Source organism: Streptomyces sp. PsTaAH-124 (genome assembly GCF_000373685.1).
GTDB lineage: Bacteria > Actinomycetota > Actinomycetes > Streptomycetales > Streptomycetaceae > Streptomyces > Streptomyces andamanensis.
This window is the reverse complement of record NZ_KB892158.1, coordinates 1-25,381: the sequence shown is the minus strand read 5'-3', so window position 1 is coordinate 25,381 and position 25,381 is coordinate 1. Positions and strand designations below refer to the sequence as shown.

The window sequence follows — 25,381 nt, the reverse complement described above, 5'->3', positions numbered from 1 at the left end:
GCCGGAGGCCGGCCGCTACAGGCTGACGCCGACCGTCACCGGCTCGTTCACCAGCGTCACGCCGAACGCCTCGCGGACCCCGGCCACCACCTCGCGGGCGAGGTCCAGCAGGTCCTTCGTGCTCGCGCCGCCGCGGTTGGTGAGGGCGAGCGTGTGCTTGGTGGAGATCCGGGCCGGACCGGTGCCGTAGCCCTTGGCGAAGCCCGCCCGGTCGATCAGCCAGGCCGCGGAGGTCTTGGTGCGCCCCTCCCCCGCCGGGTACGCGGGCGGCTCGGCGTCCTCGCCCAGGCGCTCGCGCACCCGGGCCCGGAAGGCGCCGAACTCGGTGTCCGTGAGGATCGGGTTGGTGAAGAAGGACCCGGCCGACCAGGTGTCGTGGTCCTCGGGGTCCAGGACCATGCCCTTGCCCGCGCGCAGCTTCAGCACGGTCTCGCGGGCCCGCTCCAGCGGGACGCGGTCGCCCGCCGACACGCCGAGGGCGCGCGCCGTCTCGGCGTACCTGAGCGGCGCCGACAGGCCGTCCGCGTCCTGAAGGCCGAAGCGGACGCGCAGCACGACGTACCGCTCGGGGTGCTCCTTGAAGCGGCTGTGCCGGTAGGAGAAGGCGCACTCCTCGTTGGAGAGGGTGACCGTCTCGCCCGCCGCGCGGTCGTAGGCGACGACCTCGGTGATGGTGGCGGAGACCTCCTGGCCGTACGCCCCCACGTTCTGGATGGGGGTGGCGCCCGCGGAGCCGGGGATGCCGGAGAGGCATTCGACGCCCGCGAGTCCGGCCTCGACGGTGCGGGCGACGGCGTCGGTCCACACCTCGCCCGCGGCCAGCTCCAGCGTGGTGCCGCGCAGTGCGAAGCCGGTGGTGGCGATGCGCAGGGCGGTGCCGTCGAAGCCCTGGTCGCCGATGACCAGGTTGGAGCCGCCGCCGATCACCAGCAGCGGGGTGCCGGCGGCGTCGGCCGCGCGGACGGCGTCGACGACCTCCGCGTCCGTGGTCGCGGTGATCAGCCGGGCGGCGGGGCCGCCCAGGCGGAAGGTCGTCAGCGGGGCGAGGGGCGCGTCGTGGAGTTCCTGCACGCGCCCAAGACTACGGGGACCCCGCCGACGGCCTTGCCGACGCTCCCGCCGGGCTCAGGCCAGGCGGACGAGAGCCTGGGAGCGGCCGAGGACCTTCTGCCCCTCGCACAGGGCGGTCAGGTCGATCCGTACGGTGTGGTCGTCGAGCTTGGCCGCGACCTTGCCGACGACGTCGATCCGCGCGCCCTTGTCGTCGTTCGGGACGACGACGGGCTTGGTGAAGCGGACGCCGTACTGCACCACGGCACCGGGGTCGCCGGCCCAGTCGGTGACGACGCGGATCGCCTCGGCCATGGTGAACATGCCGTGCGCGATCACGTCCGGCAGTCCGACCTCCTTGGCGAACTTCTCGTTCCAGTGGATCGGGTTGAAGTCCCCGGAGGCGCCCGCGTACTGCACGAGGGTGGCGCGGGTCACGGGGAAGGTCCGGCCCGGAAGCTCGGTGCCGACCTCGACGTCGTCGTAGGCGATCTTCGCCGTCATCGGATCCTCACGCCTCCTCGGCGGCGCGGGCCACCAGCTTGATCCAGGCGGTCACCACGTGCTCACCCGCCGCGTCGTGCACCTCGCCGCGGATGTCCAGGATGTCACTGCCGGCCATGGTCCTGATCGCCTCGATGGTCGAGGTGACGGAGAGCCGGTCACCGGCGTGCACGGGGCGCGTGTAGGCGAACTTCTGGTCGCCGTGCACCACGCGGCTGTAGTCCAGCCCGAGCTGCGGGTCCTGGACGACCTCTCCGGCGGCCCGGTAGGTGATCAGGAACACGAAGGTGGGCGGGGCGATCACATCGGGGTGGCCGAGTGCCTGCGCGGCTTCGGGGTCCGTGTACGCCGGATTGGCGTCGCCCACCGCCTGGGCGAATTCACGGATCTTCTCCCGGCCCACCTCGTAGGGGGCGGTGGGCGGGTAGGAACGCCCCACGAAGGACTGGTCGAGCGCCATGGCTCGGCACCTCCTGGTGTCAGCTGCGGTCGTGCGGAGGGAGCTGGTGAAGACGGTGGTGAAACAACGTGAGGCCGCCCCCATGGTGCGGGGGCGGCCTCACGTATGAGCCTGATTTATCGCGTTTCGCGGTGCGCGGTGTGCGCGTTGCAACGCGGGCAGTGCTTCTTCATCTCCAGGCGATCCGGGTTGTTACGCCGGTTCTTCTTGGTGATGTAGTTCCGCTCCTTGCACTCCACGCAGGCCAGCGTGATCTTCGGGCGGACGTCGGTGGCAGCCACGTGAGTGCTCCTAAGACGAACGGATGGACTTACTTCAACGCAGAAAAGAGTAGCCGATCGAAGGACCGACCCCGCAATCGGCTACTGTCAGTAGCGGTGACCGGACTTGAACCGGTGACACAGCGATTATGAGCCGCTTGCTCTACCGACTGAGCTACACCGCTTTGATGAGATCGGCCCCGCCTCGCGGCGGGAACCTCTCACACCAGAGCCCCAATACGGAATCGAACCGTAGACCTTCTCCTTACCATGGAGACGCTCTGCCGACTGAGCTATTGGGGCGAGCGATGAAGACATTACACGGTCCGCAGCCGTTCGCCCAAATCCGTTCCGCGGCCCCCGCCGGACGGCTCCGGAGACCCTTCTCCGTACGGCCACACCGGTACGACTATTGCGCTCCTCCCGTCTCCCGGCGCGCCGCCGCCCTAGGCTCGACGCACTCTGCGTGATCTTGCGCGGCCCCCCGCGCGCACCACGCCCCGGCACCGTCCGCCCCCGCTCGACCACCGCTTCCCGCCCCGCCTGTCGTCCGCCGTCCGTCCCTCTGTCGTACCTGGAGTGCGATGCCCCCCGGTAAGCCGCAGCCGCCTCACTCGTCGTCCTCCCCCGGCCCGGACGGGCCGCCGGATCCGGACACCCTGCTGCTGTGCGGGGCCCGGCTCACCGACGGGCGGACCGTGGACGTACGGCTGTCCGGCGAGCGCATCGAGGCGGTGGGCACGGCGGGCAGCCTCGGCCAGGGCGGCGGCGCGGGCCAGGGCGGCGAGCGCGGGGCGGACGGGCCCGGGGACGGCGGATCGCGCGTCGACCTCAGCGGCTACCTGCTGCTGCCCGCCCCGGCCGAGCCGCACGCCCACGCCGACACCGCCCTGACCGCCGACACGGACGGCCCGGTCTCCTACGACCCGGAGGACGTCCAGCGCCGGGCCACGGAGGCGGCGCTGCTCCAGCTCGGGCACGGCGCGACCGCACTGCGCGCGCACGTGCGCGTGGGCGACGTGCAGGGGCTGGGCGCCCTGACGGCGGTGCTGCGGGCGCGGCGGGCGCTGCGCGGGCTGGCCGAGCTGTCGACGGTGGCGGTGCCGCGCGTGCTGACCGGGGTGGCCGGCGCGGACGGGCTCGCGGTGCTGCGGGACGCGGTGAAGATGGGCGCGTGCGTGGTCGGCGGCTGCCCGGACGTGGACCCCGATCCCACCGGCTACGTGGAAGCGGTCCTGGAGGTGGCCTCCGAGCACGGCTGCCCGGTCGACCTGCACACCGACGCCACCGACCCGGCCCGGCTCGCCCGGCTCGCGGCGATGGCGGGCGGGCTGCGCCCCGGCGTGACGCTGAGCCCCTGCGGCGGCCTGGCCCGGCTGCCCGCCGAGGCCGCGGCCCGGACCGCGGACCAGCTGGCCGCCGCCGGGGTGGCGGTGGTGTGCCTGCCGCAGGGCGGCTGCGCGGGCGCGGAGGGGCCCGGGAGCGCGCCGGTACGGCTGCTGCGGGCGGCCGGGGTGCGGGTGGCGGCGGGCAGCGGCGCCCTGCGGGACGTGTCGAACCCGGTGGGCCGCGGCGATCCGCTGGAGGCCGCCTATCTGCTGGCCTCCCGCTACGGTCTGCGCCCCGGCGAGTCCTACGAGATGGTGAGCGCGTCGGCCCGCGCGGTGCTCGGCCTGCCCGAGGTGCGGGTGGAGGCGGGCTTCCCGGCCGAACTCCTCGCGGTGCGCGGCGAGCGGCTCGCGGGGGCGCTGTCGCTCGCGTACAGCCGGATCGTGGTGCACCGGGGGCGCGTGGTGGCACGTACCAGCGCGGTGCGCGAGTTCTGCGACTCGGCCGCCTCGGTGGAACTGGGGCTGCCCCGGCAGGGGCGGGGCGAGCTGTCGTAGCCGGGGGGGGGAGCGACGGGCGCGGGGACGTGAGACGTGGGGGTGTGCGCGGGCGCGGGAAGGGGTGCGGGGAGGGGTGCGGAGCCCGGCCGGGGCGGGCCGAAGTCGTGCGGCGGATACGGCCGTCCGGGCGTACGGTCGAAGACATGCGCATAGTCATCGCTGGTGGTCATGGTCAGATCGCGCTGCGGCTGGAGCGGCTGCTCGCGGCGCGCGGGGACGAGGCGGCGGGCATCATCCGCCGGGCGGAGCAGAGCGACGACCTGAGGGCGGCGGGTGCCGAACCGATCGTGCTGGACCTTGAGTCGGCCTCGGTCGAGGAGGTCGCGGAGCGGCTGCGGGGCGCGGACGCGGCGGTGTTCGCCGCGGGCGCGGGACCGGGCAGCGGCACCGCGCGCAAGGACACGGTGGACAAGGGCGCGGCGGTGCTGTTCGCCGACGCGGCGGTCCGGGCCGGTGTGCGGCGCCATGTGGTCGTGTCGTCGATGGGCGCGGACGCGGCGCACCGGGGCGACGAGGTCTTCGACGTGTACCTGCGCGCCAAGGGCGAGGCCGACGACCACGTCCGCTCCCTGGACGGCCTCGACTGGACGATCCTGCGCCCCGGTTCGCTGACGGACGGGCCCGGTACCGGCCAGGTGCGTCTGGAGGCGCACACCGGCCGCGGGTCGGTCCCCCGCGACGACGTCGCCGCCGTCCTGGCCGAGCTGGTGGACACCCCGGCGACGGCCGGCCTGACCCTGGAACTGATCGGCGGTTCGGCCCCGGTGCCGGTGGCGGTGAAGTCGGTCGCCGGCAACTGACGCCGCGCCGCCGTGTCCTGCGCACCGGCGCGTCCTGCCCCGGTGTCAGAACAGGCTGAGCTGCCCGGGGAACTCGGGGACGGCGTATCCGTCCAACGACGGCTGCACGGCACCCAGTTGCGCCGTACAGCGGGAGCCGGGGCAGGAGACCAGCTCTCCTGACTCCCGCGCCCCGGGCGGGTCGTGCCGCGCGAACCGCCCGGCCACGACGGCGATCTCACGGCGGCACACGGGGCAGGATCTGCGGCGCGAGGACATGGTGCCCAGTGTGCACGGCCCCACTGACAGCGGGCCGCCGGGCGCCCCCTCCGGCCGTCCGAGCGCTCCCGATCTTCCGTTTCCCCCGTTTCCTCCGCGAAGGCCGACCGGAGCCGGAGGGCCTTCCGCCTGCGCGAAGGGCGCGTACAGCCTTACGATGCACCAGCGCCCAAGAGGTGCGCCGTCAGGTCACGCGGCCACGCACAGCCACGCACGACTCCCGTCGACACCTGCTCACATCCGGGGATACCACGGCCACATGACCCCACTCGTCCCGCAGGAGGAACACCTCATGCACACCCGCGGCTTCACGGTCCGCCCGGGCATCGGCGCCGGCCGACGCGGCCGCTCCGGAGTGCGTGTGGGCAGCAACCGGGTCCTGACGTCCGCCAGTTGCGTCGTCGGCGCCCCGGGTCAGGCGCGCATGGCCGTCCGGCCGGTCCCGCGCACGGACCGCGAGCCGACACCGGCGCGCCTCGACGGCCTCCGGGAGGTGCCGCGCTCATGTCCCCGCATCTGACCACGTCCGGCTGGGTCGTCGTCGCCGGTGCCACCACCCTCGTCTACCTCGGCGCGACGCGGTGGTGCATGCCGACACCGAGGGCGAAGCGGAGCATCTCCTTCGCCCCGCTGGGCGGCAGCGTCTTCCTGGTGCCCACGGCCCTGGTGAAGGGGTACTCCGCCGCTCTCACCCTGTACCTGTACAGCTGCGTCCTGCTCATGCTCGTCATCATGCTGGTGCCCGTGCGGAAGAGGGTCGCGGCCGACATCCTGGAACAGGAGCGCAACCCCATGACCAAGGTGCCGCTCAACGCCGTGTCGGTGTGGTGGCTCGGCCTGTCGCTGGCGGGCTCCATAGCCGCGATGCTCTACTTCTGGCCGTCCGTGGAGTAGCGGGCACCGAGGGCCGCTGCCGGACCCGTCCGCCCTTTATGGCCGACCTCACACACTCAAGTGCGCCCTGCAACGAAGAGACCCCCTCCGACTCGCCGTGAAGGCTGATCGAAGGGGGTCTTCCCCAGTGTGGCGGCGCCAGGATTCGAACCTGGGAAGGCTGAGCCGGCAGATTTACAGTCTGCTCCCTTTGGCCGCTCGGGCACACCGCCGGGGTTTGCTGCCGTCGCACTGCCTTTCGGCGGTGCTCTGTGGCAACGACGTAAACAATACCCGATGCACAGGGGTGCTTCGCCACCCGATTGACCGGTGTCCCGGAGCCGGGCCGTCCGCGCCCGGGAGCGCGCGGCCGGTGGACCGGGGACGGCCGACAGGCACCCCCGGGGACGGGCGGGAAGACCACGACAGGGCCTAGGCTGGGGCGGATGCGGACCCGGGCCTGCCGGCCGGGGGCAGGCGGCTTCCCCACGCCCGCCGGCCCGCACGCGTCACGTACTTCGACCCACCCCGATACAAGGAGCCACAGGACATGGCCGACTCCAGTTTCGACATCGTCTCGAAGGTCGAGCGGCAGGAGGTCGACAACGCCCTCAACCAGGCCGCCAAGGAGATCTCGCAGCGCTACGACTTCAAGGGCGTGGGCGCTTCGATCTCGTGGTCCGGCGAGAAGATCCTCATGGAGGCGAACTCCGAGGAGCGGGTGAAGGCGGTCCTCGACGTCTTCCAGTCCAAGCTGATCAAGCGCGGCATCTCGCTGAAGGCCCTGGACGCGGGCGAGCCGCAGCTGTCCGGCAAGGAGTACAAGATCTTCGCCTCCGTCGAGGAGGGCATCTCCCAGGAGAACGCCAAGAAGGTGGCGAAGCTCATCCGCGACGAGGGCCCCAAGGGCATCAAGGCCCAGGTGCAGGGCGACGAGCTGCGGGTCAGCTCCAAGAGCCGGGACGACCTCCAGGCCGTGATCGCGCTGCTGAAGGGCCAGGACTTCGACTTCGCGCTCCAGTTCGTGAACTACCGGTAGGACCAGCACAGCGCACACAGGGGTGGGCACCGGGAGTACCGGTGCCCACCCCTGTGTGCGTCCGCCGCGCCGCGGCAGCGCCTCGCGTCAGTCGCGTGAGTTGCCGAAGAGGAGGCGGTAGGCGATCAGCAGGACGAGTGAGCCGCCGATGGCCGCCGCCCAGGTGGCGCCGTCGTAGAAGTGCTTGGTGACCGGGTGGTCCAGCCAGCGGGCGGAGATCCAGCCGCCGACGAAGGCACCGGCGATGCCGATGAGGGTCGTGCCGATGAAGCCGCCGGGGTCGCGACCCGGCAGCAGGATCTTCGCGATGGCCCCGGCCAACAGTCCCAGGATGATCCAGCTGATGACGCCCATGTCCCGAACCTGCCTTTCCCGGCGACCTCGGTCGTCGCCCGTGAATGCCACACGCGTGTTCGCACCGTGTCGTCGGGGAAGACGCCGCGGCCGGTCCCCACGGTTGCATCCGGCGGCGGTCCCGGCACGCCGGGATGCGCCGGTTCAGCGGGTCGCGAAGGGCTGGTCGGTACGGACGATCTCGCGGCCCAGCGGGAGCAGCGAGACCGGGATGAGCTTGAAGTTGGCGATGCCGAACGGGATACCGATGATCGTGATGCAGAGCATGACGCCCGTCACGATGTGGGCGAGCGCCAGCCACCACCCGGCCAGGACCAGCCAGAGCACATTGCCGACGCAGGACGGCGCGCCCGCGTCGCGGCGCTCGACCGTGGTGTACCCGAAGGGCCACAGGGCGTAGACGCCGATGCGGAAGGACGCTATGCCGAACGGGATGCCGATGATCGTGATGCACAGCAGCACCCCGGCCGCCAGATAGCCGAGGAACAGCCAGAAGCCGCTCAGCACCAGCCAGATGACGTTCAGGATTGTCTTCACTGTCGGCGACCTGCCATCTGTTCGAGTCGGGCGATGCGCTCCGCCATGGGCGGGTGCGTGGAGAACATTCTCGACAGTCCCTGTCCCGGGCGGAAGGGATTGGCGATCATCATGTGGCTCGCCGTCTCGATGCGCGGCTCCGGGGGCAGCGGGAGCTGCTGGGTGCCCGCCTCCAGCTTGCGCAGGGCGCTGGCGAGGGCGAGCGGGTCGCCGGTGATGCGGGCGCCGGAGGCGTCGGCCTCGTACTCCCGGGAGCGGCTGATGGCCAGCTGGATGAGGGTCGCCGCGAACGGGCCGAGGATCATGATCAGAAGCATGCCGAAGATGCCGGGGCCCTCGTCGTCGTCCGAGCGGCCGACCGGGATCAGCCAGGCGAAGTTGACCAGGAACATGATCACGGACGCCAGGGCGCCGGCGACGGAGGAGATCAGGATGTCGCGGTTGTAGACATGGCTCAGCTCATGGCCGATGACACCGCGCAGTTCGCGCTCGTCCAGGATGCGCAGGATGCCTTCCGTGCAGCACACGGCGGCGTTGCGCGGGTTGCGGCCGGTGGCGAAGGCGTTGGGCGCCTCCGTCGGGGAGATGTACAGGCGCGGCATCGGCTGGCGGGCCTGGGTGGAGAGGTCGCGGACCATCCGGTACAGGGCCGGTGCCTCGAACTCGCTGACCGGGCGGGCCCGCATCGCGCGCAGGGCCAGCTTGTCGCTGTTCCAGTACGCGTACGCGTTGGTGCCGAGGGCGATGAGGACGGCGACGACCAGGCCGGTGCGGCCGAAGAAACTGCCGATGACGATGATGAGTGCGGACAGTCCCCCGAGGAGTACTGCGGTCCTGAGCCCGTTGTGCCGGCGGTGCACGGTACGCCCTCCAAGTGGTGCGGCAGGGGAACCCTTCGCTTGCTGTGCGGTCCACTGGTGTGTGGTGTCACGTCCAGTGGACCCTTCCGTACTGGTCAACGCCAGGCGAACGCCCCGGGTTCCCCGGTCGGTGCGACGGCGCGCGGGCCGTCCGGGTGAGTGCGCGTCGGGTGCCCGGGGCCGGGCGGGTCAGAACAGGCCGCCGCCCGCGAAGCGCAGCACGAGCTGGGGCGCGCCGGACAGGGCGACGCCCAGGACGCCCGTCAGGGCGAGCGCGGCGGTGAGGGGCGCCGGGACGCGATGCCGGACGGGTTCGCCCTCGGGCGCGCGGAACAGCAGGGCCGTCCACCTCAGGTAGTAGTACAGCGCGACCACGACGTTGACGGCCATGACGACGGCGAGCCAGCCGAGTCCGGCGCCGACCGCGGCGGAGAAGACGGTGACCTTCGCGAACAGGCCGATGACCCCGGGCGGGAGCCCGGCCAGGCACAGCAGGAAGAAGGCCAGCAGCAGGGCGCACACCGGGTGGGCGGCGTACAGGCCGCGGTAGTCGGCGAGGCGGTTGCCGGGCCGGGCGCGGCCCACGAGCGCGGCCACGGCGAAGGCGCCCAGGTTCACGGCGGCGTACATCAGGGCGTACGCGACGGTGGAGCCGACGGTCCCGCGCGGGTCGTCGGTGTATCCGGCCGCCGCGAGCGGCACCAGGAGGTAGCCCGCCTGGCCGACGGAGGACCAGGCGAGCAGCCGGACCGCGCCGTACGCGCGCGTGGCGCTCTGCCGCAGGGCACCGGCGTTGCCGACGGTCATGGTGAGCGCGGCCAGCGCCGCCAGCGCCGGGCCCCAGACGTCGGCGTACGAGGGGAACGCGACGACGGTGACGAGGATCAGGCCGGTGAAGCCGACCGCCTTGCCGACGACCGACAGATAGGCGGCGATCGGCAGCGGCGCGCCCACATAGGTGTCGGGGACCCAGAAGTGGAACGGGACGGCGGCGAGCTTGAAGGCGAAGCCGACGAGGGTGAGGACGACGCCGGTCTGGGCGAGGGTGTGGAACTGCCCGGCGACGTGCGGGAGGCGGTCGGCCACCTGGGTGAGGTACAGGGTGCCGGTGGTGGCGTAGACGAAGCTGACGCCCAGCAGGCTGACGGCGGTGGCGGTGACCGAGGACAGGAAGAACTTCAGGGCCGCGTCGGAGGATCTGCGGTCGCCGTGCCTGAGGCCCACGAGGGCGAAGGCGGGCAGGGAGGCGACCTCCAGGGCGACGATCAGGGTGGCCAGGTCGCGGGCGGCGGGCAGCAGGGCGGCTCCGGCGGTGGCGGACAGCAGCAGGAACCAGTACTCCCCTTCGGGGAGTCCGCCGCGCGCGTCCTTGAGGGCGGTGACCGACAGCAGGGCCGCCAGCAGGGCGCCGCCCAGCACCAGGAACTGGATGACGAGGGTGAAGTGGTCGGCGGTGTAGCTGCACACGCCGGGCTGCCGGTACCGGCAGAAGGTGCCGCGGTCGCCGTCCAGGAGGGGCAGCAGGAGCAGCGCGGAGGCGGCGAGTCCGGCGACGGAGACCCAGCCGAGGAGTGGTTTGCGCGCCCGCGGGACGAAGAGGTCGGCGACCAGGACCGCCAGGGCGGTCACCGCGGTGAGGGCGGGCGGCGCGACGGCGAGCCAGTCGACGGACTGGACCGCCGACGCGACCGGCGACTGGGCCAGGACGCTCATCGGGTGCCTCCCGCGAGGAGTTGCTGCACGGCCGGGTCGGTGAGCCCGAGCAGGGCCTTGGGCCAGAGCCCGGCGAGGACGGTCAGCGCGACGAGCGGGGTCCAGGCCGCGAACTCGAAGCCGCGCACGTCGGGCAGTTTCGGGGTCTCGGACGCGGCGGCGCCCATGCAGACGCGGCGGACCACGGCGAGCATGTACGCGGCCGTCAGCAGCGTGCCGAACGCGCCGATCGCCATGAAGGTGAGGAAGGCGGGGCGGCTGAGGCCGTCGGCGGGCCGGAACGCGCCGAACAGGGCCAGCATCTCGCCCCAGAACCCGGCCAGTCCGGGCAGTCCGAGCGAGGCGACCGCGCCGAAGGCGAGCAGGCCGCCCAGGCGCGGGGCCCTGCCGTACAGGGCGGCGCCGGACTCCTCGGCGAGGGTGTCGAGGTCGGTGGAGCCGGTGCGGTCCTTGAGGCCGCCGACCAGAAAGAAGAGCAGGCCGGTGATGAGGCCGTGGGCGATGTTGGCGAACAGGGCGCCGTTGACGCCGGTCGGGGTGGCGGTGGCGATGCCGAGCAGCACGAAGCCCATGTGGCCGACCGAGGAGTAGGCGATGAGCCGTTTCAGGTCGCCCCGGGCACCGCGCCGGGCCAGGGCGAGGCAGGCCAGGGAGCCGTAGACGATGCCGACGACGGCGAAGGCCGCGAGGTAGGGCGCGAAGGTGTGGAAGCCGTGCGGCGCGACGGGCAGCAGGATCCGGACGAAACCGTAGGTCCCCATCTTCAGCAGGACGCCCGCCAGCAGGACCGAGCCGACGGTCGGGGCGGCGGTGTGGGCGTCCGGCAGCCAGCTGTGCAGGGGCCACATCGGGGTCTTGACCGCGAGCCCGAGACCGATCGCCAGAACGGCGATGACCTGCACGGACGCGGTCAGCGACCGGCCGTTGTCAGTGGCGAGTGCCACCATGTCGAACGTGCCCGCCTTGATCCCGATCAGGAGCAGGCCGAGCAGCATGACGACCGAGCCCAGGAGGGTGTAGAGGATGAACCGCCAGGCCGCGGCCCGCCGGCCCGCGCCGCCCCAGCGGGCGATGAGGAAGTACATCGGGATGAGCACCGTCTCGAAGGCGAGGAAGAACAGCACCAGATCGAGGACGGCGAAGGTGGCGAGCGTGCCGGACTCCAGCAGGAGCAGCAGGGCGACGAACGCCTTGGGGCTCGGGCCCGCGGGCGGCTTGAAGTAGCTGTACAGCGCGCACAGGAAGGTCAGCAGCGCGGTCAGGACGACGAGGGGGAGCGAGATGCCGTCGATGCCGAGGTGGATGCGCACATGGAGTGCGGGGATCCAGCTGATGTCCGTCGTGGCCTGCATCTTCGACGGATGGTCGTGGTCGAAGCCGAGCGCGAGGACGAGCGCGGCGGCGAGCAGGACACCGCTGACGGTCACCCCGTGCCGGAGCACGGCCTGCTCGGGCGACTTCCCCTTCAGTCCGGGCGGGGCGGGCAGGAGGGCGGCGGCCGCGCCCAGGAGCGGGCCGACCACGAGGAACGCCAGAAGGAACTGCATCACTGACTCGCTGATATCGATCACGCCTGCTCACGCTCCCGTGGCGACGAGGACGACGGCGACCGCGAGGACGACGGTGCCGGCGAGCAGCGCGCTCACATAGGTCTGCACATTGCCGGTCTGGGCGCGCCGTACGGCGGCCCCGAGCAGCCGGGGTGCGGCCCCGGCGCCGCGTACGTAGGTCTCGACGACCTCGCGGTCGAGGAACCGGACGAGGCTCGCACCGGCCAGGACCGGGCGGACGAACAGGATCCGGTGGACCGCGTCGAGGTGGAAGCCGGTGGCCGCGTGGCGGTGCAGCGGGCCGAGCAGCAGCCGTGCGGGGTCGGCGGGGTCGGGCGCTCCGGCGAGGTCCCCGTAGGCCGGCCGGTGGGTGGCGATGGCCTCGGCCTCGACCAGTCCGGCATCGGCCTCCGGGTGGGCGGCGACCGCGCCCATCGGGGTGCGGGCGGCGAGCGCGGTGGTGTGCCGCCAGGCGCCGTGGAGGAGCACACCGCCGGCCAGGGCCAGGCCGGTGCCGAGGACGGAGGTGGTCGTCGTCGGGGCGAGCGAGACACCGTCGAACCAGTCGGGCAGGACGCGGAAGGCGAGTCCGCCGAAGGCGAGGGAGGGCACGGCCAGCACCCACAGGACGGCGTTCATGGCCAGGGGCTGCCGTCCGTGGTCGGGGGCCTGCGCACCCCGGCCGTGGAAGGCGAGCAGCCACAGCCGCAGCGCGTAGGCGGCGGTCAGCAGGGCGGTGAGCAGACCGGCGACGAGGACGATCCAGCCGGCCGCGCCGGGGGCGTGCCCGGTGTGGCCGTCGGCCACCCGCTCGGCGGCGCCGAGCACGGACTCCTTGGAGAAGAAACCGCTGAAGGGAGGGATCGCGGCGAGCGCGAGCAGGGCGACGGTCATCGTCCAGTACGCGTCGGGGACGCGCTCGCGCAGGCCGCCGGTGCGGGACATGGCGGCCAGCGAGTTGGTCCCGGCCGCGTGGATGACCACCCCGGCGGCGAGGAAGAGCAGCGCCTTGAAGGCGCCGTGCGACAGGAGGTGGAAGACGGCGGCGCCGGGGGCGCCCACGGCGAGTGCGCCGGTCATGTAGCCGAGCTGACCGATCGTCGAGTAGGCGAGGACGCGTTTGATGTCGTCCTGGGCGAGCGCGGCGAGCGCCGAACCGGCCATGGTCACGGCGGCCATGACGGCGAGGACGGTCATGGCGGCCGAGGACGCCTGGAAGACGGGGAGGAGCCGGGCCACGAAGTAGACACCGGCGGCGACCATCGTCGCGGCGTGGATCAGCGCGGACACCGGGGTCGGGCCGGCCATCGCGTCGGGCAGCCAGGTGTGCAGCGGGAACTGCGCGGACTTGCCCGCCACGCCCGCCAGGAGCAGCAGGGCGACCAGCGTGGGGTGGTGCAGGCCGCCGTGCGCGACGGTGGTCAGGACCGTGGTGATCCGGAAGGAATCGGCGTCGGCGGCGAGCGCGAACAGGCCGATGAGGAAGGGGACGTCGCCGAGCTTGGTGACCAGGAAGGCCTTGAGGGAGGCGGCGCGGGCCTCGGGGGTCTCCCAGTAGTGGCCGACCAGGAAGTAGGAGCAGATGCCCATGACCTCCCAGCCGACCAGCAGCACGATCAGGTCGCCGGAGTAGACGACGAGCAGCATCGCGGAGGTGAACAGGGAGACGAGCGCGGCGTAGGACGGGTAGCGGGGGTCCTCGCGCAGATAGCCCGTGGAGTAGATCTGCACACAGGTGGCGACGGTGGCGACGAGGACGGCGACGAGCGCGGCGTAGCCGTCGATGTGCAGGGCCAGTTCGACGGGGACCGAGCCGGTGGGGGTCAGTTCGGTGGCGGCGTCGACGGCCCGGCCGCCGCCCTGGCGGGCCGCGACCAGCACGGCGAGGACGAGGGAGGCGAGGGTCGGCAGGATCGCGAGCGGGCGGACGAAGCCGGGGGCGGTGCGGCCCAGGAGCAGTCCGGCGGCGGCGCCCAGGAACGGCAGGAGGGGGACGAGAACGGCGAGGGTGGTCGTGGTCACGCGGTGGCCTCAGCCTTCCCGGCGGCCTGCGCGGTCGCGGCGGCTTCGCCGTCGGGGCCGTCGTCGAAGTCGTCGCCGGAGTCGTCGTCGGGGTGCTCGGCGGCGTCGCGGAGCCGGTCGATGTCGGAGGTGCCGCGGTTGCGGTACACGGCGAGGACGATCGCCAGGCCGATGCCGATCTCGGCGGCGGCGATGGTGATGGTGAACAGGGTCAGGGCCTGGCCGGAGTGCAGGGTGTCGGCGGCGGCCCTGCTGAGCCAGACGTCGAAGGCGACCAGGTTGAGGTTGACGGCGTTGAGCATCAGCTCGACCGACATGAGGACCAGGATCGCGTTGCGGCGCGCGAGGACGCCGTAGAGCCCGGTGCAGAAGAGGAGGGCGGAGAGGACGGCCGGGTAGACGAGGTGCATCAGCGGGTGCCCTCCTCGGCGGCGGGTCCGGCGGCCGCGTCCGCCTTGGCCTTGCGGGACAGGACGATCGCTCCGACCAGCGCGGCCAGGAGCAGCACGGAGAGGGCCTCGAAGGGCAGGACCCAGTTCTGGAAGAGGCTCTCGCCGGTGGCCCGGGTGGTTCCGGCGGCGGCGCCGTCCAGATCGATCCAGGTGGTGCGGAAGGCGTCGGCGACGACCCAGACGAGGGTCCCGGCGGCGGCGAGGGCCACCGCGAGGGCGGCCCACCGGTTGCCGGAGTCGGCGTCGGCGGAGCGGCCGATGGGGGCCTTGGTGAGCATCAGTCCGAACAGGAGGAGGACGACGACGGAACCGACGTAGATGAGGACCTGCACCCAGGCGATGAACTCGGCGGTGAGCAGGAGGTATTCGACGGCGAGGCCGCCGAGGGCGACCACCAGCCACAGGGCGGCGTGCACCAGTTGCCGGGTGGTGACGGTGAGGAGCGCGGCCCCGGAGGTGGCGATGCCGACGAGCAGGAAGGCGGTCTCGACGCCGGTCGGCGAGAGGAAACCGGGGTGGGCTGCGGCGAGGGTCACGCTTCTCCTTCCTCCTGGGCGGCGGCTTCCTGCTCGGCGGCGGCCTGTTCCTGGGCGGCGAGCTTGTCGGCGCTCTTGCGGGCGGCGGCGATCTCCTTCGGTTCCTCCGCGCCGGGGTCGAGGGCGGGCGGCGCCGGGACGGTCCACATCCACTCGCGGAGCTTGTCGCGCTCGTGGGTGAGGTCGCGGATGTCGGTCTCGGCGTACTCGAACTCCGGTGACCAGAACAGCGCGTCGAAGGGGCAGACCTCGATGCAGATACCGCAGTACATGCACAGGGAGAAGTCGATGGCGAAGCGGTCGAGGACGTTGCGGCTGCGCTCGCGGCCGCCGGGGACCGCGGCGGGCACCGTCTCCTTGTGGGAGTCGATGTAGATGCACCAGTCCGGGCACTCGCGGGCGCACAGCATGCAGACCGTGCAGTTCTCCTCGAACAGGCCGATCACACCGCGGGTGCGCGGCGGCAGGTCGGGCTGGGTGTCCGGGTACTGCTCGGTGACGGTCTTCCTCGTCATCGTGCGCAGGGTGACGGCGAGGCCCTTGGCCAGGCCGGAGCCGGGAAGGGGAGCCACTAGGAGATCACCACCTTGACGATGCCGGTGAGGGCGATCTGGGCGAGGGCGAGGGGCACGAGGAGGGTCCAGGAGAGCTTCTGGAGCTGGTCCTCGCGCAGCCGCGGGTAGGTGACGCGCAGCCAGATCACGACGAAGGCGAGGACGGCGGTCTTCAGCAGCGTCCAGACCCAGCCGAGGCCGTCCGCGCCCCAGGGGCCGTGCCAGCCGCCCAGGAAGAGGACGGTGGTCAGGCCGCACAGGACGACGATCCCGGCGTACTCGGCGAGCAGGAACAGGGCGAACCGCAGCCCGGTGTACTCGGTGTACGCGCCGAAGATGATCTCCGAGTCGGCCACCGGCATGTCGAAGGGCGGGCGTTGCAGTTCGGCGAGACCGGCGACGAAGAAGACGACCGCGCCGACGATCTGCCAGGGCAGCCACCACCAGTGGAACGCGTCCAGGATGCCGGGCAGCGAGACCGTTCCGGCGGCCATCGCCACGGAGGCGGCGGCGAGCAGCATCGGCAGTTCGTAGGCGAGGAGCTGCGCGGCGGTGCGCAGGCCGCCGAGGAGGGAGAACTTGTTGGCGGAGGCCCAGCCGGCCATGAGCGAGCCGAGCACGCCGACGCCCATCACGGCGAGCACGAAGAAGAGGCCCGCGTCCAGCACCTGGCCGACCGCGCCCTCGCCGGGGCCGACCGGCAGCGCGAGCAGCACCAGCAGGTACGGCAGGAGGGCGACGGCCGGGGCGAGCTGGAAGACGCGGCGGTCCGCGCCCGCCGGGACCACGTCCTCCTTCTGCGCGAACTTCACGCCGTCCGCGACGAGCTGGGCCCAGCCGTGGAAACCGCCCGCGTACATCGGGCCGAGGCGGCCCTGCATATGGGCCATCACCTTGTGCTCGGTCTGACCGACGATCAGGGGGAGGACGAGGAAGGCCACGAAGACGATCAGGAGTCGCAGGGCGACGTCGGCCACGTCGTTCACCGCTGGTCTCCTTCCGGGTCGTCGTCGGGGGCGGGCGGGGCGGGGGGCTGCTTCGGCGTCTCCGGGTTCTGCGGGTTCTGCGGGTTCTCCGGGTTCTCCGGGTTCTCCGGGTTCTCCGGGTTCTCCGGGTTCTCCGGTTCGTCGAAGGCCGGGCGGGCGTGGTGCCAGGGCGCGTCCGCGCTGCGCGGGGGCGTGGGTGGCTGCGGCTGCGGCTGCGGTTCCTGGGCGGCGGGGTCGGGGGCGGGTGAGGGCGCCGACTGCTCCGCCCGCTGCGAGGCGGAGCCGCCGCTCGCGCTGCGCGAACGGCGCGGGGCGGACGGCGGGGACGGCGGAGCCGCCGGTTTCTCCGGCTTCGTCGGGATCTCCGGGGTCTCCAGGGTTTTCGGGGTCTCCGGGGTGGCCGGGGCGGCCGGGGTGGCACCGGCGGCTGCCGTCTGGCTCGCCGAGCCCTGGCTCGCGCTCCGCATCCGGCGCGGCCTGGCGGTCGCCCCGCCTGCCGCGCCCGGAGTCACGGGCGGCTCCGCTCCCCCGGCCGCCACCGTGTCCGCACCCGTACTCGTGCCCGTGTCCGTACCCGTGCCCGCGCCGGTGTCCCCGCTCGTCTGGCTCGCCGAGCCTCCGGCGGCCGTGCGGGTGCGGCGTACCGGGCGGTCGCCGGGTGCGCGGGCGGGGCGTTCGGCCGCCGGGCGGGCGGCGCCCCTGGCGGGGCGGGCCGGGGTGGCCGGGAGGGTGCCCTTGAGGGGGCCCCACTCGTTGGGGTCGGGGACGCCCGGCGGCAGCATCTGGCGGCGCTTGGGACCGCCGTGGTCCGACTCGCCCGGCTCCTTCGCACCGGGCCACGCCTTGGCGACCCGGGCGGCCAGGACGAAGTCCTTGCGCAGCGGGTGGCCCTCGAAGGTGTCCGGGAGCAGGAGGTGGTCCAGGGCGGGGTGGCCCGCGAAGTCGACGCCGAACATCTCGTGGGTCTCGCGTTCGTGCCAGGCGGCGCCCGCGTAGACCTCGACGGCGGTGGGCAGGACCGGCCGCTCGTGCGGGACCGTCGTACGGACCAGCAGCCTCCGTACCGGGCCCAGCGCCACGACGTGCGCCGCGATCCGCAGGCCCGTGCCCGGCTCGTCGACCGCGCTCAGCCAGTCGAAGTAGGTGCAGCCCAGCGTGTCGCGGGCGGTCCGCAGGGCGGACACCCAGGAGTCGGCGGGTACGTCGACCGTCAGGACCTCGTAGGACTCCTCGGCCGTCGCCCCGGCGCCGAACAGTTCCCCGGCGGGCGCGGGCAGCCACCCCACCCCGCTCATCGCTCGCTCCCCGCACCCGCACCGGCATCGCCGCCAGCACCCGCACCGGCACCCGGCGGCCGTACCAGCCCGCTCTGGAGTGCCGCCGCCGACGGACGCGCCGTCCCGGTGCCGTACCGCTCCGCGAGCGACTCCCTGGCGATCTTCTCCTGGAGCTTGAGGATCCCCTGGAGCAGCGCCTCGGGGCGCGGCGGGCAGCCGGGGACGTAGACGTCCACGGGAATGATCTGGTCGACGCCCTTGGTGACGGAGTACGAGTCCCAGTACGGGCCGCCGCAGTTGGAGCAGGCGCCGAAGGAGATGACGTACTTCGGCTCGGGCATCTGTTCGTACAGGCGTTTGACGGCGGGTGCCATCTTGTCCGTGACGGTGCCGGAGACCACCATCAGGTCGGCCTGGCGCGGACCGGGGGCGAAGGGGATCACCCCGAGGCGGATGAAGTCGTGGCGGGCCATCGAGGCGGCGATGAACTCGATCGCGCAGCAGGCCAGGCCGAAGTTGAAGACCCACAGCGAGTAGCGGCGGCCCCAGTTCAGGACGACCTTCATCGGCTCGGGGGCCAGCCGGGACAGCGCGCCGAGCCGCTGCGGCGCGGGAAGCGCGACGGGCTCCGGCACGGCCGGATCAGGTACTACAGGCTCGGGTACGGCGGGGTTCACGTCCATGTCAGGACGCCCTTCTTGTATGCGTACAGCAGGCCGATGGCCAGGAAGCCGAGGAAGACGAACATCTCCACCAGCGTCGCCGCGCCGTAGCCGGGGGCGGCGAAGACCGTCGCCCAGGGGAACAGGAAGATCGAGTCGACGGCGAAGATCACGTACAGGAAGGCGTAGACGTAGTAGCGGACCTGGGTGTGGGCCCAGCCCTCGCCGACGGGGTCGACGCCGCACTCGTACGTCAGGAGCTTCTCGGGCGTGGGGACCACCGGGCGCAGCAGCCGGCCCGCGCCGAACGCGACGGCGACGAACAGCACGCCGACGACGGCGAGCAGCCCGACGACCGAGTACGAGTGGAAGTAGTCCGACGCGACGGCGACCTGCCCCCGCGCCGTCTCGTGCGCCGCCCCCCGCACCGTCTGCGTCACCGTCCGTCCCTCGCTCCCTGACCCGTGGTGCCCGGTGGTGTCCGTGCTGCCTGTGCTGCTTGTGCTGCCGATGCTGCTTGTGCTGCCGATGCTGCTTGTGCTGCCGATGCTGCTTGTGCTGCTGATGCTGCCCGTGTCGCCCGTGCGACGGTCTGTACGCACGGGAGTCTAGGCCCTGTTAAAGAGCGGGTAAGCAGCCCGTCGCGCGCTGGGACGCGGGGTGGGGTTTTCCCCCGTCCACCAAGGCGGGGGACCTCATGGCGTCCGCGGCCGTCGCACGGCACGCTAGCCCGTATGAGCGCACCCATCTCCTCCGCCGGCCCGGCGGCGCGCGGCGCCGGGGACGACCGCGACCGGCCGCCGCCGGCTCGTTTCGCCTACGGCCTGCCCACCTGGAAGGAGATCACGCATCTCCTGGTGAACCTGCCCGTGTCCCTGATCGGCTTCGTCTACGTGGTGTCCGTGCTGTCCGTCGGCGCGGCGCTGACCGTCACGGTGGTGGGCCTGCCGCTGCTGGCGTTCGCCCTGGCGGGCGCCCGGCTGCTGGGCCGGCTGGAGCGCAAGCGGGCGCGCGCCCTGCTCGGGGTCCGTGTCGACGAGCCGAGTCCGCTGCCGATGGGCCGTACGACGGGCTGGCTCAACCGGTTCTGGCTGATGCTGAAGGACCCGGTGGGCTGGCGCACGGTGCTCTACGACTTCATCCGGCTGCCCTGGGGTGTCCTCACCTTCTCCGTGACCCTGGTCTCGCTGTTCGTGCTGTGGCCGGTGCTGCCGTTCATCGCGCGGGGCCTGACGAACGTGGACCGGGCGCTGGTGCGGGGTCTGCTGTCGCCCTCCGACGAGCTGGAGCGGCGGATCGCGGAGCTGGAGTCGGACCGGGGTGTCGTGGTGGACACGGCCGCGGCCGACCTGCGGCGCATCGAGCGGGACCTGCACGACGGCGCCCAGGCCCGGCTGGTGAACCTGGCCATGGGTCTCGGTCTGGCCAAGGAGAAGCTGCTGGAGGACCCGGACACGGCGGCCGAGATGGTCGCGGAGGCGCACGGCGAGGTGAAGCTCGCGCTCCAGGAGCTGCGTGACCTGGCCCGGGGCATCCACCCGGCCGTACTGACCGACCGCGGCCTGGACGCGGCCCTCTCCTCGGTCGCCTCGCGCTGCACGGTGCCGGTGAAGGTGACGGCCGATCTGCCCGCGCGCCCGGCGGAGGCCATCGAGGGCATCGCCTACTTCACGGTGTCCGAGCTGCTCCAGAACGTCAGCAAGCACAGCGGGGCGCGCTCCGCCTCGGTGGACGTGTGGCGGGCCGACGACCGGCTGATGCTCCAGGTCGTCGACGACGGGCGCGGCGGCGCCAGTCTGGACGGCGGTACGGGCATGCGGGGGCTCGCGGAGCGGCTGGGCGCCGTCGACGGGCTGTTCGTCGTGGACTCGCCGCCGGGCGGTCCGACGACGGTCACGGCGGAGCTGCCCTGGCGGGACCGTACGCCCGCGCCGGGCGGCGCAGCGGTCCCGCGCGGCCGGAGGTAGGGAAAACCCCCGGACCGAGACGCCGACGCGCTCCATGGTTGCGCGGGCCGCGGTCCAGCACTCTGGAATCACGCCGGGAAGACCGCGGCGGCCTGCGGCCCGGCCGCACCGGGACAGACACCGGAACCGGCACCGGGACGGACGCCGGGACAGGCACCGCGACAGCAACAGCCGACAGCAGCCGCCGACAGCGCAGCACACCAGGGGAACGGACGACGCCGATGACCACCCAGTACGGATCGCAGTACGGACAGGGGTACGGGTCCTACAGCGGGACCGGGTTCCACGACCAGGAGCGCGGTCCGCGCCGGCACCGGCTCCCCGCCGGACTGCGGGCGCCGTTCGAGGCGCGCAGCTGGAAGGAGCTGGCGTACGTCCTGCTCAGCCTGCCGATCAGCATCACGCTCTTCTGCTGGGCCGTCACGATGGTGTCGCTGGGCGCCGGTCTGCTGGTGACCTTCCTGGGCATCCCGGTGCTGGCGGGCGCGCTGGCGGGCTGCCGGGGCTTCGGCGCGCTGGAGCGGGTGCGGGCGCGCGGGCTGCTCGGCCTGGAGGTGGGCGAGCCGGAGCCGCTGGTGATGAAGGGCCGCGGCCCGCTGGCCTGGACCGGCGCGGTGCTGAAGAGCGGCGCCTCCTGGCGGGCGCTGCTCTACGCGGGGCTCCAGTTCCCGTGGGCGGTCTTCTCGTTCGTGGTGGCGATGGTGCTGTGGCCGATGGGCTGGTCGCTGCTGACGTATCCGCTCTGGTACTGGATCTTCCCCACGTGGGCCGGGCAGAGCGGCATCCAGCTCTACGGCGACGAGCACCACCAGATCTTCCTCGACAACCCGTTCGAGATCACGGCGACCGCCCTCGCCGGGCTGGTGATCACCCTGGCCACGCCGTGGATCCTGCGGGCGCTGACCACGGTGGACCGGGTGCTGGTGCACGGGCTGCTCGGCCCGTCGCAGCTGTCGGCGCGCGTGGTGGAGCTGGAGTCCGACCGCGGTGTCGTGGTGGACACGGCCGCGGCCGACCTGCGGCGCATCGAGCGGGACCTGCACGACGGCGCGCAGGCCCGGCTGGTGGCGCTCGCCATGGACCTGGGTCTCGCCAAGGAGAAGCTGACCGAGGACCCGCAGGCGGCGGCCCGGATGGTGGACGAGGCGCACGGCGAGGTGAAGACCGCGCTCCAGGAGCTGCGCGACCTGGCGCGGGGCATCCACCCGGCCGTGCTGACCGACCGCGGCCTGGACGCGGCCCTCTCCTCGGTCGCCTCGCGCTGCACGGTGCCGGTGCAGGTGGACGTGGACCTGGCGGAGCGCCCGGCGGCGGCGATCGAGGGCATCGCGTACTTCACGGTGTGCGAGCTGCTCCAGAACATCAGCAAGCACAGCCGGGCCGGTTCCGCCTCGGTGGACGTGTGGCGGGTCGAGGACCGGCTGATGCTCCAGGTCATGGACGACGGGGTCGGCGGCGCCGATGTGTCCGCCGGGTCGGGCCTGGCGGGGCTGGCCGAGCGGCTGGACGCGGTGGACGGCATCCTCGTCGTCGACTCGCCGGCCGGCGGTCCCACCCGGGTGACGGCGGAACTGCCCTGGCGGCGCTGAGCACGCGGGCACGACCGGCGGAACCGGACGCGCGGCGGCCTGCCGCCCACGGCCTCTCCCGGCCGCGGGCGGCAGGCCGCGCGGCATGGCCATGCCCCGTCCGGAAGATGTGCACAAACATCACATACCCCCCTCCCCCTTCCCCCGGAGCACCCCGGGACGCCCCCGGACGCCCCCGGACACTCCGGGATTCGCGCGGTTTCCCCCTGGGCCCCGGCGCGTCAGGGCCCGGATCCTGGAATGCTGGGCCGTGTCGTACCCAGTCGCACGGACTGGGGCGTACGGAGTCGCATGGACTGCCGGAAATGGGCTGTGGGGGGCCGAAGATCGTGGAGGACAGGGTGCGGGTGATCATCGCCGAGGATTCAGTGCTGCTCAGGGAGGGCCTGACCCGGCTGCTGACCGACCGCGGGCACGACGTCGTGGCCGGTGTCGGTGACGCCGAGGCGCTGATCAAGACCATCACCGATCTGCACGGCCGGGGCGAGCTGCCCGACGTGGTCGTGGCCGATGTGCGGATGCCGCCGACCCACACCGACGAGGGGGTGCGGGCGGCGGTCCGGCTGCGCAAGGCGCATCCCGGGCTCGGGGTGCTGGTCCTGTCCCAGTACGTGGAGGAGCGGTACGCCACCGAGCTGCTGGCGGGCTCCAGCCGCGGGGTCGGCTATCTGCTCAAGGACCGGGTGGCCGAGGTGCGCGAGTTCGTGGACGCGGTGGTCCGGGTGGCCCAGGGCGGCACGGCCCTCGACCCGGAGGTGGTCGCCCAGCTGCTCGGGCGCAGCCGCAAACAGGACGTGCTGGCGGGGCTCACCCCGCGCGAGCGCGAGGTGCTGGGCCTCATGGCCGAGGGGCGGACGAACTCGGCGATCGCCCGCCAGCTCGTGGTCAGCGACGGCGCGGTCGAGAAGCACGTGAGCAACATCTTCCTCAAGCTCGGCCTGTCCCCGAGTGACGGGGATCACCGGCGCGTTCTCGCCGTCCTCACCTATCTGAACTCCTGAGCGGCCGACACTGAACTCCTGAGCGGCCGACACGGAGCGGGGCGGGGGCCCGCCACGGGCCCCGGGGGTACGCCGGACGGGCGACTGTGGCGCAACGTCCTTGAAGGAGGTCCACGAGGCCGCAACGGCGTGACAGAACAGGGCACAGGACCGTCGCGCGGGCCCGTCCAGCATGCGACAGCCGCCGGGAGGGCAGAGCTGACGGTCGTAGGGTTGACATCGGGAAGGTCTTCGCCAGGACTTTCGGGAAGGCCGTTCACCACAGCCGCCTCGGAGGAGGTCCAGTTCAGTGACCAGCCAGGTCAGCAGTCCAGCGGAACAGGCCGACGGAACCGTCGTAGGGGAACAGCGCAGGGCGGCCGGAGCGAAGGACGTCCGCCGTGTGGATCGGGTGGTGATCCGGTTCGCGGGTGACTCGGGTGACGGGATGCAGCTCACGGGGGACCGGTTCACGTCGGAGACGGCGTCGTTCGGGAACGATCTGTCGACGCTGCCGAACTTCCCGGCGGAGATCCGGGCGCCCGCGGGGACGCTGCCGGGGGTGTCGTCGTTCCAGCTGCATTTCGCCGACCACGACATCCTCACCCCGGGTGATTCCCCCGACGTGCTGGTCGCGATGAACCCCGCCGCGCTGAAAGCGAACCTGGGCGACCTGCCGCGGGGCGCGGAGATCATCGTGAACACGGACGAGTTCACGAAACGGGCGTTGCAGAAGGTCGGCTACGCGGCCTCCCCGGTGGATGACGGGTCGCTGGACGGTTTCCGGGTCCACGCGGTGCCGCTGACGTCGCTGACGGTGCAGGCGCTGGCGGACTTCGACCTGTCGCGCAAGGAGGCCGAGCGCAGCAAGAACATGTTCGCGCTGGGACTGCTGTCGTGGATGTACCACCGGCCGACCGAGGGCACGGAGCGGTTCCTGAAGGCGAAGTTCGCACGGCGCCCGCAGATCGCGGCGGCGAACGTGGCGGCGTTCCGGGCGGGCTGGAACTTCGGGGAGACCACGGAGGACTTCGCCGTCTCCTACGAGGTGGCCCCGGCGGCGCGGGCCTTCACCCCGGGCGTGTACCGCAACATCTCGGGAAACCTGGCACTGGCCTACGGGCTGATCGCGGCCTCCCGGCAGGCGCGTCTGCCGCTGTTCCTGGGCTCCTACCCGATCACCCCCGCCTCCGACATCCTGCACGAACTCTCACGCCACAAGGCGTTCGGGGTACGCACCTTCCAGGCGGAGGACGAGATCGCGGGGATCGGAGCGGCACTGGGCGCGGCGTTCGGCGGCTCGCTGGCCGTGACGACGACCTCCGGACCCGGCGTGGCACTGAAATCGGAGACGATCGGCCTCGCGGTCTCCCTCGAACTGCCGCTGCTCGTCGTCGACATCCAGCGCGGCGGCCCCTCCACCGGCCTGCCCACCAAGACCGAGCAGGCGGACCTGCTCCAGGCCATGTACGGCCGCAACGGCGAAGCCCCCGTCCCCGTCCTCGCACCCCGCACCGCCGGAGACTGCTTCGACACCGCACTGGAAGCAGCCCGCATCGCCCTCACCCACCGCACCCCCGTCTTCCTCCTCTCCGACGGCTACCTCGCCAACGGCTCCGAACCCTGGCGCATCCCCGACACCGACGAACTCCCCGACCTCCACGTCCCCTTCGCCACCGGACCCAACCACACCCTGCCCGACGGCACCGACGTCTTCTGGCCCTACAAACGCGACCCCCACACCCTGGCACGCCCCTGGGCCGTGCCCGGCACCCCCGGCCTGGAACACCGCATCGGCGGCATCGAGAAACAGGACGGCACCGGCAACATCTCCTACGACCCCGCCAACCACGACTTCATGGTCCGCACCCGCCAGGCCAAGATCGACAGCATCGAAGTGCCCGACATCCGGGCAGACGACCCCGACCACGCCCGCACCCTCGTCCTGGGCTGGGGCTCCACCTACGGCCCCGTCACCGCCGCCGTACGACGCCTGCGCGCCGAGGGCGTCCCCATCGCCCAGGCACACCTGCGCCACCTCAACCCCTTCCCACGCAACCTCGGCACCCTCCTGGCCGGCTACGACAAGATCGTGATCCCCGAGATGAACCTCGGCCAGCTCGCCACCCTCATCCGCGCCAGATACCTCGTCGACGCCCACTCCTACAACCAGGTCAACGGCATGCCCTTCAAAGCCGAACAACTCGCC

At 72.5% G+C, this 25,381-nt stretch carries 26 protein-coding genes and 3 tRNA genes; 8 read left to right on the top strand and 21 right to left on the bottom strand.

Annotated elements, in window-relative coordinates; translation table 11 throughout:
• Nucleotides 1-15: 15 nt before the first annotated feature.
• The 6 genes from B086_RS0102125 to B086_RS0102100 all read right to left on the bottom strand — a co-directional run bounded on the left by B086_RS0102125 (nt 16) and on the right by B086_RS0102100 (nt 2,577).
• Nucleotides 16-1,071 carry a UDP-N-acetylmuramate dehydrogenase gene (locus B086_RS0102125; protein ID WP_018564772.1) on the bottom strand — a complete coding sequence of 352 codons (1,056 nt, stop codon included), beginning with the start codon at nt 1,069-1,071 and terminating at the stop codon, nt 16-18.
• A gap of 54 nt (nt 1,072-1,125) precedes the next feature.
• Nucleotides 1,126-1,554, bottom strand: a complete 429-nt coding sequence (locus B086_RS0102120) for a MaoC family dehydratase (protein WP_018564771.1) — start codon at nt 1,552-1,554, stop codon at nt 1,126-1,128.
• A 7-nt stretch (nt 1,555-1,561) separates the two neighbouring features.
• Entirely contained in the window at nt 1,562-2,014 is a 453-nt protein-coding gene (locus B086_RS0102115; RefSeq protein ID WP_018564770.1) for a MaoC family dehydratase N-terminal domain-containing protein, read from the bottom strand.
• Between the two features lie 116 nt (nt 2,015-2,130).
• A complete protein-coding gene (rpmG, locus tag B086_RS0102110) occupies nt 2,131-2,295 on the bottom strand; it encodes a 50S ribosomal protein L33 (RefSeq protein ID WP_003948671.1) in 165 nt (54 codons plus the stop codon).
• A 91-nt stretch (nt 2,296-2,386) separates the two neighbouring features.
• Nucleotides 2,387-2,459: transfer RNA gene (locus B086_RS0102105), tRNA-Met, on the bottom strand.
• Between the two features lie 45 nt (nt 2,460-2,504).
• Nucleotides 2,505-2,577, bottom strand: a tRNA-Thr gene (locus B086_RS0102100).
• A 281-nt stretch (nt 2,578-2,858) separates the two neighbouring features.
• On the opposite strand from B086_RS0102100, the gene B086_RS0102095 reads away from it, so the two are divergent.
• Together B086_RS0102095 and B086_RS0102090 are read left to right on the top strand one after the other, a co-directional pair.
• The gene (locus B086_RS0102095) at nt 2,859-4,160 is read left to right on the top strand and encodes an amidohydrolase family protein (protein WP_018564769.1); all 1,302 of its coding nucleotides are present in this window, start codon (nt 2,859-2,861) and stop codon (nt 4,158-4,160) included.
• Between the two features lie 146 nt (nt 4,161-4,306).
• Entirely contained in the window at nt 4,307-4,963 is a 657-nt protein-coding gene (locus B086_RS0102090; RefSeq protein WP_018564768.1) for an SDR family oxidoreductase, read from the top strand.
• Nucleotides 4,964-5,008: 45 nt separating this feature from the next.
• On the opposite strand, the gene B086_RS0102085 is transcribed toward B086_RS0102090, so the two are convergent.
• Nucleotides 5,009-5,221, bottom strand: a complete 213-nt coding sequence (locus B086_RS0102085) for a hypothetical protein (RefSeq protein ID WP_037872721.1) — start codon at nt 5,219-5,221, stop codon at nt 5,009-5,011.
• Between the two features lie 504 nt (nt 5,222-5,725).
• On the opposite strand from B086_RS0102085, the gene B086_RS41795 reads away from it, so the two are divergent.
• Entirely contained in the window at nt 5,726-6,115 is a 390-nt protein-coding gene (locus B086_RS41795) for a hypothetical protein (protein WP_018564765.1), read from the top strand.
• Nucleotides 6,116-6,245: 130 nt separating this feature from the next.
• Here the strand turns inward: B086_RS41795 and B086_RS0102070 are convergent.
• Nucleotides 6,246-6,327, bottom strand: a tRNA-Tyr gene (locus tag B086_RS0102070).
• Nucleotides 6,328-6,644: 317 nt separating this feature from the next.
• On the opposite strand from B086_RS0102070, the gene B086_RS0102065 reads away from it, so the two are divergent.
• Nucleotides 6,645-7,133 carry a YajQ family cyclic di-GMP-binding protein gene (locus B086_RS0102065; RefSeq protein WP_018564764.1) on the top strand — a complete coding sequence of 163 codons (489 nt, stop codon included), beginning with the start codon at nt 6,645-6,647 and terminating at the stop codon, nt 7,131-7,133.
• Between the two features lie 87 nt (nt 7,134-7,220).
• Here B086_RS0102065 and B086_RS0102060 read toward each other — a convergent pair whose 3' ends face one another.
• The 13 genes from B086_RS0102060 to B086_RS0102000 all read right to left on the bottom strand — a co-directional run bounded on the left by B086_RS0102060 (nt 7,221) and on the right by B086_RS0102000 (nt 19,076).
• Nucleotides 7,221-7,487, bottom strand: a complete 267-nt coding sequence (locus B086_RS0102060) for a GlsB/YeaQ/YmgE family stress response membrane protein (RefSeq protein ID WP_018564763.1) — start codon at nt 7,485-7,487, stop codon at nt 7,221-7,223.
• Nucleotides 7,488-7,631: 144 nt separating this feature from the next.
• Nucleotides 7,632-8,024 (bottom strand): YccF domain-containing protein, encoded by a 393-nt coding sequence (locus B086_RS0102055; protein ID WP_018564762.1) that lies wholly within the window; start codon nt 8,022-8,024, stop codon nt 7,632-7,634.
• Nucleotides 8,021-8,884 (bottom strand): zinc metalloprotease HtpX, encoded by an 864-nt coding sequence (htpX, locus tag B086_RS0102050; RefSeq protein ID WP_018564761.1) that lies wholly within the window; start codon nt 8,882-8,884, stop codon nt 8,021-8,023. Before htpX ends, B086_RS0102055 begins: the two co-directional genes overlap by 4 nt.
• Before the next feature lie 189 nt (nt 8,885-9,073).
• Complete coding sequence (locus tag B086_RS0102045) at nt 9,074-10,597, bottom strand: NADH-quinone oxidoreductase subunit N (RefSeq protein WP_018564760.1); 1,524 nt, start codon at nt 10,595-10,597, stop codon at nt 9,074-9,076.
• Nucleotides 10,594-12,168: a complex I subunit 4 family protein gene (locus tag B086_RS0102040; protein ID WP_026252014.1), complete on the bottom strand. Its 1,575-nt coding sequence runs from the start codon at nt 12,166-12,168 to the stop codon at nt 10,594-10,596. The genes B086_RS0102045 and B086_RS0102040 overlap by 4 nt, the downstream gene beginning before the upstream one ends.
• A gap of 6 nt (nt 12,169-12,174) precedes the next feature.
• Entirely contained in the window at nt 12,175-14,169 is a 1,995-nt protein-coding gene (locus tag B086_RS0102035) for an NADH-quinone oxidoreductase subunit L (protein ID WP_018564758.1), read from the bottom strand.
• The gene (gene nuoK / locus B086_RS0102030) at nt 14,166-14,579 is read right to left on the bottom strand and encodes an NADH-quinone oxidoreductase subunit NuoK (protein ID WP_018564757.1); all 414 of its coding nucleotides are present in this window, start codon (nt 14,577-14,579) and stop codon (nt 14,166-14,168) included. Before nuoK ends, B086_RS0102035 begins: the two co-directional genes overlap by 4 nt.
• The gene (locus B086_RS0102025) at nt 14,579-15,157 is read right to left on the bottom strand and encodes an NADH-quinone oxidoreductase subunit J (RefSeq protein ID WP_018564756.1); all 579 of its coding nucleotides are present in this window, start codon (nt 15,155-15,157) and stop codon (nt 14,579-14,581) included. Before B086_RS0102025 ends, nuoK begins: the two co-directional genes overlap by 1 nt.
• Complete coding sequence (locus tag B086_RS0102020) at nt 15,154-15,729, bottom strand: NuoI/complex I 23 kDa subunit family protein (protein ID WP_018564755.1); 576 nt, start codon at nt 15,727-15,729, stop codon at nt 15,154-15,156. Before B086_RS0102020 ends, B086_RS0102025 begins: the two co-directional genes overlap by 4 nt.
• Entirely contained in the window at nt 15,729-16,697 is a 969-nt protein-coding gene (locus B086_RS0102015; RefSeq protein ID WP_018564754.1) for a complex I subunit 1/NuoH family protein, read from the bottom strand. The genes B086_RS0102020 and B086_RS0102015 overlap by 1 nt, the downstream gene beginning before the upstream one ends.
• The gene (locus B086_RS0102010; RefSeq protein WP_018564753.1) at nt 16,694-17,992 is read right to left on the bottom strand and encodes an NADH-quinone oxidoreductase subunit C; all 1,299 of its coding nucleotides are present in this window, start codon (nt 17,990-17,992) and stop codon (nt 16,694-16,696) included. Before B086_RS0102010 ends, B086_RS0102015 begins: the two co-directional genes overlap by 4 nt.
• Nucleotides 17,989-18,657 carry an NADH-quinone oxidoreductase subunit B gene (locus tag B086_RS0102005; RefSeq protein ID WP_026252013.1) on the bottom strand — a complete coding sequence of 223 codons (669 nt, stop codon included), beginning with the start codon at nt 18,655-18,657 and terminating at the stop codon, nt 17,989-17,991. The genes B086_RS0102010 and B086_RS0102005 overlap by 4 nt, the downstream gene beginning before the upstream one ends.
• The gene (locus B086_RS0102000) at nt 18,648-19,076 is read right to left on the bottom strand and encodes an NADH-quinone oxidoreductase subunit A (protein WP_018564751.1); all 429 of its coding nucleotides are present in this window, start codon (nt 19,074-19,076) and stop codon (nt 18,648-18,650) included. Before B086_RS0102000 ends, B086_RS0102005 begins: the two co-directional genes overlap by 10 nt.
• Before the next feature lie 294 nt (nt 19,077-19,370).
• Between B086_RS0102000 and B086_RS0101990 the strand changes: the two genes are divergently transcribed.
• The 4 genes from B086_RS0101990 to B086_RS0101975 form a co-directional block, all read left to right on the top strand.
• A complete protein-coding gene (locus tag B086_RS0101990) occupies nt 19,371-20,603 on the top strand; it encodes a sensor histidine kinase (protein WP_018564749.1) in 1,233 nt (410 codons plus the stop codon).
• A 221-nt stretch (nt 20,604-20,824) separates the two neighbouring features.
• Nucleotides 20,825-22,192: a sensor histidine kinase gene (locus B086_RS0101985; protein WP_018564748.1), complete on the top strand. Its 1,368-nt coding sequence runs from the start codon at nt 20,825-20,827 to the stop codon at nt 22,190-22,192.
• 305 nt (nt 22,193-22,497) lie between these two features.
• Nucleotides 22,498-23,193 carry a LuxR C-terminal-related transcriptional regulator gene (locus B086_RS0101980; protein WP_078530949.1) on the top strand — a complete coding sequence of 232 codons (696 nt, stop codon included), beginning with the start codon at nt 22,498-22,500 and terminating at the stop codon, nt 23,191-23,193.
• Nucleotides 23,194-23,482: 289 nt separating this feature from the next.
• Nucleotides 23,483-25,381 (top strand): 2-oxoacid:acceptor oxidoreductase subunit alpha (locus tag B086_RS0101975; RefSeq protein ID WP_037872715.1); only part of this gene is annotated, 1,899 nt, incomplete at its 3' end.

Bases quoted from the DNA above. Each gene is read 5' to 3' on its own strand.
- B086_RS0101980 (WP_078530949.1), top strand. From the start codon at position 22,498: ATGGGCTGTGGGGGGCCGAAGATCGTGGAGGACAGGGTGCGGGTGATC.
- B086_RS0102090 (WP_018564768.1), top strand. From the start codon at position 4,307: ATGCGCATAGTCATCGCTGGTGGTCATGGTCAGATCGCGCTGCGGCTG.
- B086_RS0102085 (WP_037872721.1), bottom strand. From the start codon at position 5,221: ATGTCCTCGCGCCGCAGATCCTGCCCCGTGTGCCGCCGTGAGATCGCC.
- B086_RS0102045 (WP_018564760.1), bottom strand. From the start codon at position 10,597: ATGAGCGTCCTGGCCCAGTCGCCGGTCGCGTCGGCGGTCCAGTCCGTC.
- B086_RS0102010 (WP_018564753.1), bottom strand. From the start codon at position 17,992: ATGAGCGGGGTGGGGTGGCTGCCCGCGCCCGCCGGGGAACTGTTCGGC.
- B086_RS0102120 (WP_018564771.1), bottom strand. From the start codon at position 1,554: ATGACGGCGAAGATCGCCTACGACGACGTCGAGGTCGGCACCGAGCTT.
- B086_RS0102065 (WP_018564764.1), top strand. From the start codon at position 6,645: ATGGCCGACTCCAGTTTCGACATCGTCTCGAAGGTCGAGCGGCAGGAG.
- B086_RS0101985 (WP_018564748.1), top strand. From the start codon at position 20,825: ATGACCACCCAGTACGGATCGCAGTACGGACAGGGGTACGGGTCCTAC.
- B086_RS0102005 (WP_026252013.1), bottom strand. From the start codon at position 18,657: ATGGACGTGAACCCCGCCGTACCCGAGCCTGTAGTACCTGATCCGGCC.
- nuoK (WP_018564757.1), bottom strand. From the start codon at position 14,579: ATGCACCTCGTCTACCCGGCCGTCCTCTCCGCCCTCCTCTTCTGCACC.
- B086_RS0102060 (WP_018564763.1), bottom strand. From the start codon at position 7,487: ATGGGCGTCATCAGCTGGATCATCCTGGGACTGTTGGCCGGGGCCATC.
- B086_RS0102115 (WP_018564770.1), bottom strand. From the start codon at position 2,014: ATGGCGCTCGACCAGTCCTTCGTGGGGCGTTCCTACCCGCCCACCGCC.
- B086_RS41795 (WP_018564765.1), top strand. From the start codon at position 5,726: ATGTCCCCGCATCTGACCACGTCCGGCTGGGTCGTCGTCGCCGGTGCC.
- B086_RS0102095 (WP_018564769.1), top strand. From the start codon at position 2,859: ATGCCCCCCGGTAAGCCGCAGCCGCCTCACTCGTCGTCCTCCCCCGGC.
- B086_RS0101990 (WP_018564749.1), top strand. From the start codon at position 19,371: ATGAGCGCACCCATCTCCTCCGCCGGCCCGGCGGCGCGCGGCGCCGGG.